The 15,746-nt window shown below is 51.3% G+C and carries 16 protein-coding genes; 7 read left to right on the top strand and 9 right to left on the bottom strand.

Annotation, left to right across the window (positions count from 1 at the left end):
* Positions 1-24: 24 nt before the first annotated feature.
* Genes rpl18a through E3E29_RS04020 form a run of 4 tightly spaced genes read right to left on the bottom strand, consistent with a single transcriptional unit; the run spans position 25 to position 1,430 of the window.
* Complete coding sequence (gene rpl18a, locus E3E29_RS04035; RefSeq protein WP_167909565.1) at positions 25-258, bottom strand: 50S ribosomal protein L18Ae; 234 nt, start codon at positions 256-258, stop codon at positions 25-27.
* A gap of 13 nt (positions 259-271) precedes the next feature.
* Positions 272-958 carry a translation initiation factor IF-6 gene (locus E3E29_RS04030; protein ID WP_167909564.1) on the bottom strand — a complete coding sequence of 229 codons (687 nt, stop codon included), beginning with the start codon at positions 956-958 and terminating at the stop codon, positions 272-274.
* A gap of 29 nt (positions 959-987) precedes the next feature.
* A complete protein-coding gene (locus E3E29_RS04025; RefSeq protein WP_167909563.1) occupies positions 988-1,260 on the bottom strand; it encodes a 50S ribosomal protein L31e in 273 nt (90 codons plus the stop codon).
* A gap of 14 nt (positions 1,261-1,274) precedes the next feature.
* On the bottom strand, positions 1,275-1,430 hold the full coding sequence (locus E3E29_RS04020) for a 50S ribosomal protein L39e (RefSeq protein ID WP_014013574.1): 156 nt from the start codon (positions 1,428-1,430) through the stop codon (positions 1,275-1,277).
* Positions 1,431-1,747: 317 nt separating this feature from the next.
* On the opposite strand from E3E29_RS04020, the gene E3E29_RS04015 reads away from it, so the two are divergent.
* From E3E29_RS04015 to E3E29_RS04005, 3 genes are read left to right on the top strand one after another with little or no spacing between them, the layout of a single operon-like run.
* Positions 1,748-2,761 carry a hypothetical protein gene (locus E3E29_RS04015; RefSeq protein ID WP_167909562.1) on the top strand — a complete coding sequence of 338 codons (1,014 nt, stop codon included), beginning with the start codon at positions 1,748-1,750 and terminating at the stop codon, positions 2,759-2,761.
* A gap of 18 nt (positions 2,762-2,779) precedes the next feature.
* Positions 2,780-5,254: a hypothetical protein gene (locus E3E29_RS04010; protein WP_167909561.1), complete on the top strand. Its 2,475-nt coding sequence runs from the start codon at positions 2,780-2,782 to the stop codon at positions 5,252-5,254.
* Entirely contained in the window at positions 5,251-5,919 is a 669-nt protein-coding gene (locus E3E29_RS04005; RefSeq protein ID WP_167909560.1) for an ATP-binding cassette domain-containing protein, read from the top strand. The genes E3E29_RS04010 and E3E29_RS04005 overlap by 4 nt, the downstream gene beginning before the upstream one ends.
* 79 nt (positions 5,920-5,998) lie before the next feature.
* Here the strand turns inward: E3E29_RS04005 and E3E29_RS04000 are convergent, their stop codons facing one another.
* From E3E29_RS04000 to E3E29_RS03990, 3 genes are all read right to left on the bottom strand, one after another.
* The gene (locus E3E29_RS04000; protein WP_167909894.1) at positions 5,999-7,684 is read right to left on the bottom strand and encodes a methylmalonyl-CoA mutase family protein; all 1,686 of its coding nucleotides are present in this window, start codon (positions 7,682-7,684) and stop codon (positions 5,999-6,001) included.
* Positions 7,685-7,771: 87 nt separating this feature from the next.
* Positions 7,772-8,623 (bottom strand): ABC transporter permease, encoded by an 852-nt coding sequence (locus tag E3E29_RS03995; protein WP_167909559.1) that lies wholly within the window; start codon positions 8,621-8,623, stop codon positions 7,772-7,774.
* A complete protein-coding gene (locus tag E3E29_RS03990; protein ID WP_167909558.1) occupies positions 8,620-9,558 on the bottom strand; it encodes an ABC transporter ATP-binding protein in 939 nt (312 codons plus the stop codon). The genes E3E29_RS03995 and E3E29_RS03990 overlap by 4 nt, the downstream gene beginning before the upstream one ends.
* Positions 9,559-9,656: 98 nt before the next feature.
* On the opposite strand from E3E29_RS03990, the gene E3E29_RS03985 reads away from it, so the two are divergent.
* Both E3E29_RS03985 and E3E29_RS03980 read left to right on the top strand, forming a co-directional pair.
* A complete protein-coding gene (locus tag E3E29_RS03985) occupies positions 9,657-10,304 on the top strand; it encodes a radical SAM protein (protein WP_167909557.1) in 648 nt (215 codons plus the stop codon).
* A complete protein-coding gene (locus tag E3E29_RS03980; RefSeq protein ID WP_167909556.1) occupies positions 10,264-10,860 on the top strand; it encodes an SPASM domain-containing protein in 597 nt (198 codons plus the stop codon). The genes E3E29_RS03985 and E3E29_RS03980 overlap by 41 nt, the downstream gene beginning before the upstream one ends.
* Here E3E29_RS03980 and E3E29_RS03975 read toward each other — a convergent pair.
* Positions 10,857-12,248, bottom strand: coding sequence for an ATP-binding protein (locus E3E29_RS03975; RefSeq protein ID WP_167909555.1), 1,392 nt, complete (start codon positions 12,246-12,248; stop codon positions 10,857-10,859). The genes E3E29_RS03980 and E3E29_RS03975 overlap by 4 nt on opposite strands.
* A 69-nt stretch (positions 12,249-12,317) precedes the next feature.
* A complete protein-coding gene (locus tag E3E29_RS03970; protein ID WP_167909554.1) occupies positions 12,318-13,691 on the bottom strand; it encodes an ATP-binding protein in 1,374 nt (457 codons plus the stop codon).
* A gap of 113 nt (positions 13,692-13,804) precedes the next feature.
* On the opposite strand from E3E29_RS03970, the gene E3E29_RS03965 reads away from it, so the two are divergent.
* Both E3E29_RS03965 and E3E29_RS03960 read left to right on the top strand, forming a co-directional pair.
* On the top strand, positions 13,805-14,674 hold the full coding sequence (locus E3E29_RS03965) for an MBL fold metallo-hydrolase (RefSeq protein WP_167909553.1): 870 nt from the start codon (positions 13,805-13,807) through the stop codon (positions 14,672-14,674).
* Positions 14,675-15,096: 422 nt separating this feature from the next.
* Positions 15,097-15,588 carry an Hsp20/alpha crystallin family protein gene (locus tag E3E29_RS03960; RefSeq protein WP_167909552.1) on the top strand — a complete coding sequence of 164 codons (492 nt, stop codon included), beginning with the start codon at positions 15,097-15,099 and terminating at the stop codon, positions 15,586-15,588.
* Positions 15,589-15,746: the final 158 nt, after the last annotated feature.

Here is a 15,746-nt window from a genome sequence, read left to right as displayed (position 1 = left end):
TAATGAACATGAAAAGGAAAATGCTCAGAGCTCAAGGCTGAGCTTCCTAACGACGGGATCCTGGGCATCTTCTGGCTTTATCTCCTCGATGCTCTCAATCCAGACCTTGGTTCTTGGAACCCTGTGCTTGCTCCCGACTTCCGAGTAAACGAGCTCCTTCACGTGCTCCTCCTTGAGAGCGCGGTACTCTTTGGTGAACTTCTCAACCTTGCCGTTCCTCTCGAAAGTTCCCTTGACGCGGAAAACCTTAACCTCCATGCCTCACACCTCCTCAGTCTAGGAATCCAAGTGCCTCCTCAATCTTGACGATTTCGGGACCTGTTGTCAGGTGTCCAACAACAACTCCATTTGAGTTCGCGAGCATGCACGAACCCACGAAGGGCACACCCATGTTGGCGGTTCCAACGTAGACGTCCACCTTAAAAAGGTCGCGGAGCCATTCGAGCTCCTCATCGCTTGCCTCCGGGTGAACGAGCCCGCCTCTGTTCGTCACTACGCCGGCGCTCCCAACTGCGTGGTAGTCCCCTATCATACCCCTCTCGACCTCCACGCCGAGCGCGTCCTCGATGGCCTTCACGTCCTCCCTCTTGAACTTGGCGCTCACAAGGGCGGCCTTATCGTTGGCCAGTATGAGGTTGCCGAGGGCGGTCAGTGTGTTCCTGAAGGGGATAACTTCCATGTCTACTCCCTGCTCTTTAAGGGAGGCGTTTATGTGGTCCAGCTCCGAGTCCCAGATGTACCAGGGGACCAGGATGGCGTTGGAGTTGCCGGCGGCGAATATCCCGACTATCCGGGACTTCATAATGCTGGTCTCTATCAGGGGGACCTTCAGAACGTCCCGGAGAACCTCAAGCTTTTTCTCCCCGAGACCCTCCCTAACTAGGACTACCCTGTCCGTGGCGAGACCATAAACGCCGAGGTACGGTGAGTTCTCAAAATCGAGTCTCTCTATGTGCATACCAATCCCTCGCGGTAAAAGTAAAGGTGTCAAGCGAGGGAGACCTTGGCGGTCCTCTTGCCGTCCTCTTCCTCAACGACGACCTTAACGCGGAGCTTGCTCGGCGGCTTCTTGATTCCCCTCTCCCAGATCTTCTCGTTGACGTCGGTGCCGATGATGACCTCGTCTGCCTTGGCATGCCTAGCTATCCACTCGCGGACGAAGCGAGCGGCCCTGGGGGCCCTCTTCCAGCGCGGAACCCTCTTCTTAATCTTGTTTATCGGAACGACGAATATAACTTCCTCTCCAGCTTTAATCGGCATTTACCTCACCCCTCTCACTCCTTAAGTTTGGTCCTTCTCCACATTCTCCTCTTTGGATGGGTCATGACCTTCCTGTTGGTTTTGACGATGACCCATACGGGAATGCGCCTGTTCTGTTTGGCGGCCTTGGCAAGCCTGAGCTTCTTCGCAAGCGGTTTGTTCCTCGCCATAACTACACCTCCCAATTATCGTGAATGCCTAACCTTCCTTCCGCCACCCGTTTTTAAGCTTTTTTGTAAGTACCGCTGCATGGATTTTGTGGCGTGTGCTCACAACGCTAACTATCAGGAATTCTATGTATCATGTGGTATTCACATGATGATGTTATTATCCTTTGAGTCATGCCTTTATTAGTATCATCTTTGTCCTCTTACCGTTTTAGTACGATTATATTGTTAATTATTAATTAAAATAATTTGATATAAAATTTAAATTATATAGAAAATTTTATAAATAAACTATCATGTATAGGTAGCGGTGATGTCTTATGAAAGGCTCGCCATTAAGAATTAGCATAGTGGCAATATTAATGGCCATAGCAGTAGTTAAGATAGCAGGTGCTGCAATAGCAGCCTCTTCGACCACAGTAGGGTTTAATGCAATAGGTACCGACGTGGGATGGGAAAGAAATGATATCGGTGGATTTTCAGCGACTGCTAAATATCTCCCAGGGTTTGCTTACCATGATCCCGCAGGCTACTATACTTCAACCGTCTCTAATTTGATGTACTTTAGTCTTGGGAGTCCAGATAGTCTGAACAATATTCCCCTTAAGAACTACACAGTCTATCTTTGGTACAGTTACCGTCTCAACAGCCATACAACACCCCTATACAATTTACTTCAGTTATATGGCACTCTTCCTGAGTCTGGTCCTGTTGATACTGGAAGAGTCTATTCGGCTTCTATTAGTCGTACTGTATCTTCAGAAATATCATTTGGGACAGAAGAACTTGGGTTAAAAGCTGGTCAAAGTGTTACTGTGGAGGCGGGTGTTTCAGATCCTGCGAGAGTTCTTGTATCTGTATATCAATCAGTAGATCAACCTTCAGTTACTGCAAGTGACATAAATAATCTGCAGAGCATGATGCTCACCAGTAGAAAAATATCTGATGTGTTGTCCATAGATACCAAAGGATCTAATGCTATTACCCTAGCTCCAGATAGTAACTGGAAGTTCCGCTATCTGGGTAAAATAACAGTAACTCCTTACACGGATAGAGTCCCTAGATTTATGGACTTGGGAGCTCTTATAGCATCAGGTGATGATGAAGCAAATTATGTTGATAACACACTACACGATGGAGTTTATGTAGTCGCGGTGGTTGTTGCTAACTACTACAAAGCAGAAACATCTTGGGATCATGGATGGAGATGGCCCCCAATATATCGCCATACAACCTTGAATGAGCCAAAGAATATGATCACATTTATTTTTGGAGATAATAGCCAGAGAATCGGGGACGACGGTTACCTGTGGTTTTACAAGGTAATAAATTGAAGCAAAGAGGGATAACCAATGAAATTCCTTAAATGGTATCTAAAGGTTTTTGCTTCTTTCCTTTTCCTCCTCCTTTTGATTTCGACACTTCCGGTAGCCACGGTTTCCGTTCTCACCCACATGAATGAGCGAACTTTGGGCAAATCCACGGCCAGTTACGTCTATGTTACGTTTTATACTCGCCCCGTTAAGGCCCCCGTCGTGTACCTCAACAGCCCTGACCTTCCGTATGGATATGGTGGAATTAAATCGTATCTAGGTGAGAGCTACTCGTATTGGTACAAACCCGAGTTTCTGATGAAGGATGCGGAAAGGGCACTGGCAAGGGCAGAGTACAACGGCTCCATATATGTTCCCGTTGAAGTGGGTTCTCTTGGTGGGGTTCTCCTTCCCGTCAACGGGAGCCCCCTTGGCCCGGACTGCATTATTTTGGGCAATCAGAGTCTAAAGATTGGGAATTACACTTACCTCTCCAAAGTTCATTATTCAGATGATAATTTCAAATTTGTCAGGGGTGTGGCTGAAATCGATAGCATTCGGAGGATTTCCAATCTCTCCCCGGATCTCCTCCCATTAATCGCATTCATGAAATCTGGGAATGTAACGTGCATAGCATCCGGTGGATTCTACGGTTCTATCCTTAGAAACGCCAATCTATCCCCAACCCTCGATCACCTGGTGACCGAGGGATTCCTACTCGTCTCTCCCAATAATATCAACACCTCCCTCCTGTACAAAACCCTCTATGACGAGTTCATCCCTCATTCGTACTATCCGGTTCTCTACGTTCTGGAACCGGGGTTTGTTAAGGATGTTTTGTACCCTGAAAGGACCAACTACTGGGCCGACTTCCTCAAGGCACTTGTTGTTCTCCTCCCCGCATTGCCGTTAATAGGCCTCGCAATGGCCAGGGAGGGAAGGGAGGAAGAAAAGCTCAGAAACCTCCTGGAAGTAGCTGGTGGAAATCCCATTATCTTGGATCTTCTGACGCTCTTTTTCGTTGGCACCTCGGTTTTGATAAGCCTAATCTTTGTACCAGGCGTGTATTCAGCAACTATGATGGCCTTGCTTGCAGGTATTTTTGCTTTTAGATATTATGGACGGGGGCTTAGGGTAAGTTCCAGAATGAAAAAACTAATATTGTGGTCTTCAATTTTAACCTCCGCTTTCGCCTTCATTGTCTCATCCGTTTACTGGTCCTCTTTCGTTCCCTACGACTGGTCCGCTGAGCTGACAGAATATGCAACCTTCATTTTAGTGTTCCCGTTTAAAGCTCTTGGAGAATACGTTTTTGGAATTGTTGGAGCCACGGTGTTTGGTTACCTCCCGTGGCTTGCAGGGGCGATACTTTCATCGCTACTCTTCATGGTGTACTTCTCACGTTCTGGCAGGCCCACGTGGAGAGCAACTGCCCGGGCAACTTCCTCAACGTTGGCGGTTATGATCGTCTTTGCGCTCTTTTCGGGGGTGGCGTTCTCATCTCCCGTCATGAGTCTGTACCAGAGTGTCACCAACATGAACATAGGCTCCACTGCGATAGTTCATCTGGTTGAGCCTCCCTTTAAAATGGGGGCCCCTCGGAACCTCACTGGAATATACCACGAGCAGATGAAAATATACGCTGAGCTGACTCAAGTAATAACTCAAAATGGAGGAAGATACGGAACACTCTGGAATCCCGGCTTGGTGGTTAAAAAGGCTGGTATGACAAGAGTTATGTTAGGATACGCGTACGCATACGATGAGTCCCTCATCGACTACCTGCGCTCCGCCCGTTCAAGGTGCAGGGATGCAAGATGGACGTATGCTCTTTTAATGAATAGTTACCGCTCAAAGAAGGCAATAACCTACGGATACTTCCTGAGGAGGGTTCAGCACAACGGTGAGGAGATGAGGGTAACCCTGTCCAACGAAGGAGAAGAGAAAGATATTACCTTGAGATACATGGAATCAAAGGTCTATCTTCCATTTGGGGGTGACGTCACGATTCCCCTCAACGTTCTAAGCTCGCAGAATATCACCGCTCTTCCCGGAGCAATGTTCGTGTACGGGGGTAAAAACGTGCTGAACGCAATTAAACAAATCCAGAAGGAGCATCCCGGCAGGGTGGTATACAAATCCGTTGAGTACGGAACTGAAGACGTTGTCTCAAGGTTCATTGGGAAGAGGAACATTGAAATCCCCATGGTTGCCTCAACGGTTTTGGTTGTTTTGATAGGGATAGCCCTTGGGATTAGGGACGGCAGGGAGTTGAAAAGGAAAAAGTCCCTCTTCCAGGCTGTAGGGCTGGATGGGAACGAACTCACTGCACCACTGGTGTCTTTCCTCCCGCTATCCCTTGTTGCGGCCCCAATGCTCAGGGACGCGTATGAATTTTACTCTCTTGGATTCATTAGTTCCCCTTTGAGTTTCGCCATTCTCGTGGCCCCCCTGGTGGGGGTTGTCCTTGCTCCGGTACTTTACATCTGGAGTCTGTGGAGGTGTTTGAAGTGATCGTTGCTGAGAATCTAAAGGTTATCTATAAAACTAACGGACATGTGTTCATTGGGCTGGATGGATTCAGTGGTGAGTTCGAAGAGGGAAAGATCAGTGTGGTATTCGGGCCCAGCGGTAGCGGAAAGACGAGTCTCCTCCTGAGCATAGGAACCATGCTGAGGCCAACGGAGGGAAAGGTGAAGTATGGAAACACCGACGTGTACTCTCTCACTGAGGGGGAAATACGTAAGCTAAGGCGCGGCATAGGAATATCCTTTCAGCAGCCGATGTTCGTAAATGTGCTGAGTGTCTGGGAGAACATTGAACTGGGTCTCTACGGTGCAGGAAAACTCAATGACGAATACAGACGTAGGGCGAGGGCGCTTGCCGAGGAACTTGGAATTTCAAAGATCCTTGACAAGAGGTCGGACGAGATAAGCGGCGGCGAGGCGAGAAGGGTTGCTATAGTTAGATCCCTCGCACATGATCCCAACACAATACTCCTCGATGAACCGACTGCTTACCTCGATGAAGAATCCTCCGAGAAGGTCGTTGAAGTCATTAGAGGTGAGAAAGAACGCGAAAAGACCATCGTAGTAACGACCCACGACCCATCTCTAATACGGATCGCTGACGTAAAGTTTTCCCTTAGATATGGTAAGCTGGTTGATTCTTTGGTTTAAATTCTGAATTTTTCTGTTTATCTCTAGTCCACTCGTTTTATCCGTTCGCTGTTCTAAAAATAAAAGACAAAAAGGGCCATCAGAATATCAGCGGCGCCCTGTACTCACCCCAGACCTCGCGGAGGACGTTGGTAACCTCTCCGAGCGTGGCGAGGTGCCTGTGGGCCTCGATGATGTACGGCATGAGGTTCTCGTCCTCGGTGTCCGCCGCGTTTCTGAGCTTGTCGAGTGCCTCTTCGACCTTTTTACCATCGCGCTCACTCCTAAGCTTCTTAAGGCGTTCAATCTGCTTCTCCCTGATGCTTGGGTCTACCTTGAGTATCTCCACATCCAGCGGCTCATCAACTACGAACTCGTTTACGCCGACGATTATGCGCTTCTTCTCCTCGACTTCCTTCTGGTACTTGTAGGCGCTCTCGGCTATCTCCTTCTGGATATAACCGCGCTCTATGGCCCTCATCATGCCGCCCATCTTCTCTATCTTCTCGATATACGTGAGGGCTTCGTCGTAGATGTGGTCGGTGAGCCACTCGATGTAGTAGCTCCCCCCGAGCGGGTCTATCGTGTCAACGACGCCGCTCTCGTAGGCTATTATCTGCTGCGTCCTGAGGGCTATCCTCACACTCTTCTCGGTCGGGAGTGAGAGGGCTTCATCATAGCTGTTGGTGTGGAGGGACTGCGTTCCGCCGAGGACGGCCGCCAAAGCCTGGATTGCCACGCGGACTATGTTGTTCTCTGGCTGCTGGGCGGTGAGGGTTGAGCCTGCGGTCTGAGTGTGGAAGCGGAGCATCATGGAGCGCGGGTTCTTCGCGTTGAACTTCTCCTTCATGATGTGGGCCCAGAGCTTCCTCGCCGCCCTGAACTTGGCTATCTCCTCGAGGAAGTTGTTGTGGGCGTTGAAGAAGAAGCTCAATCTCGGGGCGAACTTGTCAACGTCCATTCCCCTGTCGATGACGGCCTTGACGTACTCGATACCGTCGGCGAGGGTGAAAGCGACCTCCTGAACGGCGTTTGCACCGGCTTCTCTTATGTGGTAGCCGCTTATGCTTATCGAGTTCCACTTGGGAACCTTCTCAGCGCAGTACATTATGATGTCGGTTGTGAGCCTCATGCTCGGCTGCGGCGGAAAGATGTAGGTTCCCCTCGCTATGTACTCCTTCAGGATGTCGTTCTGGACGGTTCCGCGGAGCTGTTCCGGCTTTATCCCCTTCTCCTCCGCAACGAGGATGTACATGGCCAGAAGGTTGGCGGCGGTTGAGTTGATGGTCATTGAGGTGGAAACCTTGTCAAGCGGGATTCCGTCAAAGAGAACCCTCATGTCCCAGAGTGAATCGATTGCAACTCCGACTTTTCCAACTTCGCCCTCCGCCATCGGGTCGTCGGAGTCGTAGCCTATCTGGGTCGGCAGGTCGAAGGCAACACTAAGACCCGTCTGGCCCTGCTCAAGGAGGTACTTGTAGCGCTTGTTGCTCTCCTCTGCCGTTCCGAAGCCTGCGTACTGCCTCATCGTCCAGAACCTGCCCCGGTACATCGTTGCGTAAACGCCGCGGGTAAAGGGATATTCACCGGGGAAGCCGAGTTCTTCGAGGTAGTCCCAGTCTTCAAGGTCAGCGGGAGTGTAGAGGCGCTTTATCTCGAAGCCATCATCCGTCATGAACTTCTCCTTTCTCTCCGGCCTCTTGCTTATGAACTGTTTAACGGTCGTTTCTTCCCAGCGCTTCTCCTCTTCCTTAATCTTCTTGAGTTTCTCCTTATCGAACGTCACCGTCATCACCTGAGATGAATTTGCCTCCGAACTATAAAAACCTTTTACATACCTCAAGGAAGCCCTTGATGTTGGATAAATTGTCCATCAGTCCGGGAATTCCCTCCTCATCATCGCCCCCCACGTCAGAAGGAGCAGAGCCAGAATCATGGCCACGAACGATATGAACGTAGTTGAGGGATGCCCGGAAAAAGCCGAGAGGTTGACCTTATCAAAGCTCCCCTTGAGGAGAACCACCGTTTGATACCCCAGCGTGTATTGGCGAGGGTCGTGAACATAGGGTACCTGGGGCAGGATAAACTGAAGGAGGAAGATCACTCCGAAGGTTGTTAGGGAAGCGTAGAGGGGGCGTGAAATCGCCACAGACACGAGCATGGAGAGCGTCCCCAGCAGCGAGGCGACTAGGATTGAGACACCGAGGGCAAGGAGGAGGTCCCCCATGCTCTCCCAGAGCCCGCCCATCCCGGCACCGTAGACAACGGGGTTGTATAGCCAGATGATGACGTAGGGGGCTGCCAGCATGACCGCAAGAACCCCCAGGCCGGCGAGGAACTTCCCCGCAACCAGCTCGCTTATCCTTACGGGCCGGGCTATCAGAAGCCTCACAGTCCCCTTGTCTATCTCGCTCGCCAGGAGGTCGCTCATGAGGATGATAATGATCAGCTGTCCGATTATTCCCAGCCAGTAGTTGGGGAGCAGGTCGACCAGGAGGCCCTGAAAGGCCTTCCTCATTGCATCTATGCCCTCACCGTTCGAGTTCGGGCTGAAAAGGTAGATTATCGCGGGAAATACCATCACAGCCAAGAGAATCTTGAACCTCCTCGATTTCATTAACCGAGAGAACTCTGTTGAGAACACTATCCATAGAGGACTTTCCTTCGCTCTCTTCAGCGAATCCAAAACCCTTTGAAGTCTCTCAGTGTGATTCGTCCTATTCATTCCTCCCACCCCAGGTTGAAGCGCTTCATAAGGATTCTCTCCAGCGGGCTGGTGTGCGGCTTGAAGAGCTTGAGGGCGAGCTTGTTCTCGGAGAGGAAGAGGGGAACGTCAATGAAAAAGTTCTCCATGAAGCGCTCGTCCAGCTTGACCCTAACGACACCTTCCTCCTCCCAGACTTCGACGGCGTAGACCTTGTCCTTGAGGAACTCGATGAGCTTTCCGTTGTCGGAGACCATAACGTCGTAATCCGTGCTCTCAATGTTCACGAGCTCCCTAACGCGACCCTGCTCTATCAGCTGGCCGTCCTTTATCAGCCCCACGTAGTTGCACATCCTCTCGATCTCACTGACTATGTGTGAGCTGATGAAGATGGTCTTCCCCTGCCGGGCGAGCTCAAGAACCTTGCCTATGAACTCCATCCTCCCCAGCGGGTCGAGGTTGCTCGTCGGCTCGTCCAGGATCAGCAGCTTTGGATCCCCCATTAATGCCATTGCAAAGGTTACCCTCTGCCTCTGGCCGCTGGAGAGCTCCTTTATCTTGTTAAAGGCCAGCTTTCCAACCCCCGCGTATGCCATCAGATCCCTCGCCTCGCGGACTGCCTCCTCCTTGGGAAGGCCCTTCAAACGGCCCATGTAAACGAGGAAATCGAAGATCGTCATGTCCTCATAGGCTATCGGCCTCTCAGGCATGTAGCCAACGTACTTCATGATTTCAACCCTCTCGCGAGGCATATCCATGCCAAAAATCCTGATCTCGCCATAGGTGGCCTTTAACGCACCAGTCAGCATCTTTATCGTGGTCGTTTTTCCAGCGCCGTTCGGTCCGAGAAACCCGTAGACGGCTCCCTCTGGAACCATTAGGTTGAGGTGGTAAACCACGTTCCTCTTGCCGAAGAACTTGGTGAGCTTGTCGGTCTCGATTACGTAGGTTTCCATCTCAACACCCAGAGACCTATCGAAACGAAATTAGTTAAAGGTTTCGGAAGGATAATGAACTTAAGGTGAGAGGCGGATTTAACCTGAGTGATGTGACAATGAGGGGGATTCCATTTCTCTTCCACGAGCCAAAAGTAGGCGGTGCCTTAGCCTACTGTCCTGAAAGCGGTGGAGTATTCCAGCTCGACGAGGAAGAGTACCGAGAGGTGAAAGAGAAGAGCAAGGAAGGCCTGAAGCTCATCGAAGAAATGAAGGCTTATAACGGGAAGAAATACACCCTAAACGACTTCATCGGCCACCTCAACCCCCTTGGAATAATAAAAGAGAGGCTCTCAAGCCCAGCCTCAGTGATATTCGAGCTGACGAGGGGCTGCAACCTCCACTGCACCCACTGCATAGTCGCCGCCGGCGAACCACTGCCAAACGAGCTGAAAACTGAAGAGTGGCTCAAACTCGTTGACGAAATCAGCGAATACGCGATAAGGCTCACACTCACCGGCGGGGAACCTTTAACTCACCCGGGCTTCTTTGAAATCCTCCCCCGCGCGAAGGAGAGAGATTTGGCGGTTAGGGTACTCACCAACGGCACCCTGCTGGAGGAGAATGCCGAAAGGCTCGCCTCCCTCCTTGATGAGTGGGATGAAGTCCAAGTTTCCCTCGACGGGACAAGAGAAGTTAACGACAAAATTAGGGGGAAGGGGAGTTTTGAGAAAGCCGTCAGGGGGGATAAGAGCACTCCTCAGTGAAGGGATTAAGGTGAGCGTGGCCTTCACGCTCATTCTGGAGAACAGGAACAACACCGAGGAACTCTACCGCTTCGTTGATGAACTTGGCGTTTCCTCCTTCAACGTCGGCTGGGGAGTCCCGCTTGGAAGGCTGAAGGAAAGGGTTCCTTATGGAGAGTACCTGGAGACGGTTGAAAGGCTCAGAAGGCTCGGCCTCGACACGCCGGTTTTTGGTGGAACTTTGGGTGACCCCCTGCCTGTAAAACCCGACTCCCTTTACTCCTGCGAGGCCGGGACTTCCCAGGTCTTCATCTCATCGACGGGGGACGTTTATCCCTGCTTGATCCTCAGGCACCCGTCCTTTAGAATGGGGAGCGTTAGGGAGGAGAGCCTGATAGAGATCTGGAGGAAGAAGGAGTGGGAGAAGCTGAAGAGGAACTTAACGGGGACGAGGTGTGAATCCTGTCCGCTCTTCCCGCGGTGCAGGGGCGGCTGTCCTGGGGAGGCGCTCCTCTTCAGGGGGAGCATCAACGAGCCGGCCCCAAACTGCCGGCTGGAGGCTGGGTGGACATCTTAAAGGGCTTCAAAATCCCCCAAATCCCATACAAGCCAGCCCTCTTTCCTAAGCGTTTCCTTCCCTTCGACCTTTTTAGCAACCAGCCAGTAATGCTTCCCCCAATCATCAAGTCCAATAAGTTCAGCCTTCCTCTTCAAGTCCTTCAAAATCCCCATCGCCTCCCGCTCCCTCAGCTCCTTCCACTTTACCTCGACGAAAAGGACCTTCCTTTCATTCTCGTTTAAGGCAACTAGGTCAATCTCTTCCCCCTTATGCCACCAGCGGCCGATTTTAGTGAACCCAAAGCCGGTCAGCCTTGTGAAGACCTCCGGCTTCCTCAAGAGGCGCTCAAAGACCGCCCCCATGTACTCGTTGAAGTCCCCCCTTGAGCGCTCCCAGACTTCCCGGCCCATCCCTGCCTCAAGGTAGCTCCTGTTCGGGAAAACGTAGCGGAACCAGAAAGCGAGATAGTTGTCCGTTATCGAGTACCGGCCCCGCTTTAATGCCTCCTTCCTTGAGGCGGTGACGGGAACCTCCCGTTCCACCATTCCAAGTTTTTCAAGGACGTTTAGGTACTTCGACACGAGGCTCTTGTCAAGCCCGGTGGCGTTCACTATCTCCCCAAATCTGCTCCTCCCGCCCGCAACCGCCTGGAGTATGGCGAAGTAGTTCGCCGGCTCCCGCACCTCTTCTTTCAGGAGTATTTCGGCCTCTTCGTAGAGGAAAGCCCCCTTCGAGAGAACCCTCTCTATCACGTTTTCATCGAAGCTCTTTTCTGGGTCAAAGCGGATGAGGTAGGCTGGAATTCCTCCGAGAACTCCATAAACCTTCACGAGATCCTCGGCGGAATAATCAGGGAAGAACTCCCTCAGGCTCCAGAATGGCAGCTCATCCACCCTCCACTGGCCCGTTCTCCTGCCGTAGAGGGGGCTTTTGTAGCCGAGGGCCTCGGTCTCCATTGAGGAAACGCTCGACCCGCAGAGGATCAGCATCAGGTCGCTCTTCGAGAGCTCCATATCCCAGGCCCGCTGGATGAGAGACAATACTGGCTTATAGCGCTCAATGAGGTACGGAAACTCGTCTATTATGAGAACCACCCTTCTCCCGTTTACCCTCTTTGAGAACTCGATGAGGAGCTCGTCTATATCGCCGAACTCTATCCTCGAAAATAGCTTGTCCCCAAGGGATTTCCCCATCATCCTCTGAAGCTCGCGGAGGTTGTCCCTGTAAGGTTTCTCGCTCGCCAGAAAGTAGACGTGCTCCTTGTCCCTCGCGAAGCGCAGGAGGAGCTCGGTCTTTCCGATTCTCCTCCTGCCGTAGATTATCAGGAGTTCTGCATCTCCAGAGGAGTACCTCTCCTCCAGGAAGGCCAGCTCCCTCTCCCTGTCCACGAACTTTTGTCTACTCATGAGTATAATACCCGCGCTTCAACTATTTAAAGATTCCGGTTATCATGCTGGCGAGATAGAACGCTTCAATTATCTCTCAGAGGGCACTCTGCGAATGTCTTCCAAGTCCCAGACTAACCAGCCGTCCTCTCTAAGCCTCTCTTTCCCCTCAACTTCCTTTGCTATTAGCCCGTAGCCTTTCTCCCATCCGTCCAGTCCAACGAGTTCCCCCTTTCTCTCCAAGTCCTTCAAGATTCCTCTCGCTTCCCGTTCTTTGAGGTCTTTCCACTTCACTTCAACGAAGAGCACCTCCCTCTCCTTCTCGTTGAGGGCGACGAGGTCTATCTCTTCTCCTTTATGCCACCACTTTCCAATCCTGGTGAACTTAAAAGGAAGCTTTCCGGCTCGGTTTAACCTCAGAAGGAACTCCCTGGCAACCCCTTCGAAAACCTCCCCGAGGTAGCGGTTGTAATCCTCAAGGAACTCCCCCCAGAAGTCGAGGCTCTCAAGCTCGACCTCGTTTCTATAACGCTCGACGAAGCGGAAGTAGAAGGCCACGTAGTTGTCAGCTATAGCATAGCGCGTGTTCTTGGTCTTCGGCGGGGCAGTTACGGGAACCTCGCGCCTGAGGAAGCCGAGCCTTTCAAGCACTTCAACGTACTTGAAGAGATTGGAGCGAGGGATTCCTGTGAAGGTGCTTATCTCGTTGAAGCGCCTCCTTCCCTCAGCAACGGCCTTGAGGATCAGCTTGTAAACCCTCGGCTCCCTCAGCTCGCTCGAGAGGAGGAAGTCCCCCTCCGCGTAGAGGAAGCCCTGCTTTGCGAATGCCACCTCCTTAACGTCCTCAAAGCCGCTGAAGAGGAGAAGGTAGGCGGGAATTCCCCCAGTTACCCCGTATATCTTCACGGCCTCTTCCATGTCAACCCCCAAGAGCTTCCAAGAGCTGAAGAAGTCCAGAGGCTGGAGCCTTATCTGCCCGTCCCTCCTCCCGTAGAGAGGGGTTTTCTGGCTCAAAACGTGCTCCTCCATCATGCCAACGCTGGAACCGACGAGGATGAGGTGGATTTTAGAGTTCCTCACGACCTCGTCCACTATGTACTGGCACTCGCTCAGAACCTTTTTGTCGGACTGGATGAGGTAGGGGAACTCGTCGATGACCACGATGAGTTTCCCCTTCTCGCTAAGATACCTGAAAACGTCGGCGAAGCTTGAGAAAGAGGAGGGGGTGAGGTAGGGGCTTGGGTATTTCTCAAGAACCCCTCTTGAGAACTCCAGCAGGTTGTCGCGGTAGGTGCTGTTCCTCGCGAGGTAGTAGACTGAAGGCTTTCCCCCGATGGACTCCTTCACCAGGCGGGTCTTTCCAACCCTCCTCCTGCCGTAGATCGGGAGGAAGGAGTTCTCCTTTTGCCAGAGGGACTCCATGAAGTCGAGCTCTTTCTCCCTATCAATGAAAGTTATCAACATAGTATTATACTCAGTCTATAACTATTTAAGCCTTTCCCATGAAACGCCATCGAGATCGAGAATCCGAAAGTTCTAGAGAAACCCTATTATTGGATGCGCCCTACTTGTTAACAATGATAATACGAAACGTCGGCCTCGACAGCTCGGCACGGTTTGCCTTTCAGAGCCACGCTCACACGGATCACTTCGTCAGTGGTGAGGTTATCTTCGCCACGAAGGCAACAAAATACCTCAGCCACCTGAGGAAGGGTGGCTTTTACAGGGAGGTTCCCTTTGGGAAAACCTTCTACATAGGCGATTTCAAGGCAAAGCTCTATCCGGCCGGCCACATGCTCGGTTCGGCAGGGATAAAGCTCTGGCTGGAAAACGGCACGCTTCTCTACACTGGGGACACCAAGTGGTTCAAGCTGAGAACTGCCGAAAAGGCCCGTTTTCCCCAGGCGGACTTTCTGGTGATCGAGGCGACCTTTGGGGTTCCTCACTTCACCTTTCCGTCGCCAAGGGAAGCCGAGAAGAAGCTGGTCGCCTTCGTTGAGGAAGCCCTCGATAGGGGGAAGAGGCCGACCCTCTACGTCAACCAGATGGGAAAGGCTCAAGAGGTTATGAAGATACTCGACGTACACGGCATAACCGTTAGGCCGAGCAGGGAGATTAGAAAAGTTTCGAGGGTGTATGAAAAATTCGGGATAAGGTTCAACAACGTTGCTGCCGATGGGGATGTAATCCTCCGCTCGTACTGTTCACCCCGTCCAGAAAACTCCCTCTCGCCGTGGGAGCTCACTGTCTCCGGTTTTGGAAAGCTTAAGCTGAGTAACCATGCAGATTTCTGGGAGCTGATGAGGATAGTTGAGAGGGTTAACCCGGAGAAAATCTTCACAGTCTATGGTTTTGCGGAGGAGTTCGCGAGGATCCTTCGGGGACTCGGCTACGATGCTCTGCCGATAGAGAGAGCAACCGACCTTGAGTTGTTGGGTGTTTTGTAAATTTTGCAACTTGTCTAATTACTAGTTGGATATGCCCAACTAAATGTTCATATTCAATGTTTAATGTCCAACAATATTCTCGAAAACTTAATATACTATTAATGCACTAATTATAACTGCAGAACACGCCTAGGTTCATCCCAACCCATGTGTTTGGAATGGTGTTGCGGGCCGCGGCAGTGATGCCCGCCGTCCAGCGGCCGCAGGAGGGTTTTCAAACAACTGGACGGAGGTGGTGCGTCAAGCACCCTTTACCCCCTTGCTTCTTGTGTTCTCCCCTTCCTTTTGAGGTTGTATGCATGGTCTGTTCAGCGTGATTTTCCGTGTCTCTGTCCCTTACTCCCATAAATCTCATGCGAAAAATTTTTAAACTCTTCTCTTTTAGTTACTAATGGTGAGAAAAGAACAGGGGGGTGAGAGCCATGGTCTGGAGGAGGGACCGCTACTGGGACCCGTTCGACATAATGAGGGAGATACAGGAGGAAATTGACTCCATATTTAGGGACTTCATGCACGGTCCGAGGCTCTGGAGCTACCGTGAGCCTGGCGAGAGAACCATGGAAATGAGCGAGACCTGGAGGGAGCCCTTCGCCGACATATTCGACAGGGGCGACAGGTTCGTCATCACCGTCGAGCTCCCAGGTGTCAGAAAGGAGGACATAAAGCTCAGGGTTACGGAGGACACGGTCTACATTGAGGCTCAGGTGAGGCGTGAGAAAGAGCTCGAGCAGGAGGGGGCTATAAGGATCGAGCGCTACTACAGCGGCTACAGGAGGGTAATCCAGCTCCCAGAGGAGGTTATCCCGGAGAAGGCCAAGGCCCGCTACAACAACGGCGTCCTTGAGATAGAGGTTCCAAAGAAGAAGCCCACCAAACCTGAGGAAAAAGGAGGCTTTGAGGTTAAGATCGAGTGAATTGATTTGAGTTTTTGACAATTTTTGATGTTTATTTTATCGTTTTGTGTTGAGTTCTCTTATGTGCTATGTTTTGGGTATCTATTATCTTGAGGGCTGCCATCTTTTAGTAACCTCAGTTTGGAAAAATCGAAAAGTTTATAAAGGGTTCATCCTTT

Source organism: Thermococcus sp. Bubb.Bath (assembly GCF_012027595.1).
GTDB lineage: Archaea > Methanobacteriota_B > Thermococci > Thermococcales > Thermococcaceae > Thermococcus.
This window is presented reverse-complemented; position numbering and strand designations above follow the sequence as displayed.

What these genes read in the sequence shown, in the direction of transcription:
- E3E29_RS03985 (WP_167909557.1), top strand. Translation starts at nt 9,657, where the DNA reads ATGAGGGGGATTCCATTTCTCTTCCACGAGCCAAAAGTAGGCGGTGCC.
- E3E29_RS03970 (WP_167909554.1), bottom strand. Translation starts at nt 13,691, where the DNA reads ATGTTGATAACTTTCATTGATAGGGAGAAAGAGCTCGACTTCATGGAG.
- E3E29_RS04020 (WP_014013574.1), bottom strand. Translation starts at nt 1,430, where the DNA reads ATGGCGAGGAACAAACCGCTTGCGAAGAAGCTCAGGCTTGCCAAGGCC.
- E3E29_RS03960 (WP_167909552.1), top strand. Translation starts at nt 15,097, where the DNA reads ATGGTCTGGAGGAGGGACCGCTACTGGGACCCGTTCGACATAATGAGG.
- E3E29_RS03990 (WP_167909558.1), bottom strand. Translation starts at nt 9,558, where the DNA reads ATGGAAACCTACGTAATCGAGACCGACAAGCTCACCAAGTTCTTCGGC.
- E3E29_RS03965 (WP_167909553.1), top strand. Translation starts at nt 13,805, where the DNA reads ATGATAATACGAAACGTCGGCCTCGACAGCTCGGCACGGTTTGCCTTT.
- E3E29_RS03995 (WP_167909559.1), bottom strand. Translation starts at nt 8,623, where the DNA reads ATGAATAGGACGAATCACACTGAGAGACTTCAAAGGGTTTTGGATTCG.
- E3E29_RS04010 (WP_167909561.1), top strand. Translation starts at nt 2,780, where the DNA reads ATGAAATTCCTTAAATGGTATCTAAAGGTTTTTGCTTCTTTCCTTTTC.
- rpl18a (WP_167909565.1), bottom strand. Translation starts at nt 258, where the DNA reads ATGGAGGTTAAGGTTTTCCGCGTCAAGGGAACTTTCGAGAGGAACGGC.
- E3E29_RS03975 (WP_167909555.1), bottom strand. Translation starts at nt 12,248, where the DNA reads ATGAGTAGACAAAAGTTCGTGGACAGGGAGAGGGAGCTGGCCTTCCTG.
- E3E29_RS04015 (WP_167909562.1), top strand. Translation starts at nt 1,748, where the DNA reads ATGAAAGGCTCGCCATTAAGAATTAGCATAGTGGCAATATTAATGGCC.
- E3E29_RS04030 (WP_167909564.1), bottom strand. Translation starts at nt 958, where the DNA reads ATGCACATAGAGAGACTCGATTTTGAGAACTCACCGTACCTCGGCGTT.
- E3E29_RS04025 (WP_167909563.1), bottom strand. Translation starts at nt 1,260, where the DNA reads ATGCCGATTAAAGCTGGAGAGGAAGTTATATTCGTCGTTCCGATAAAC.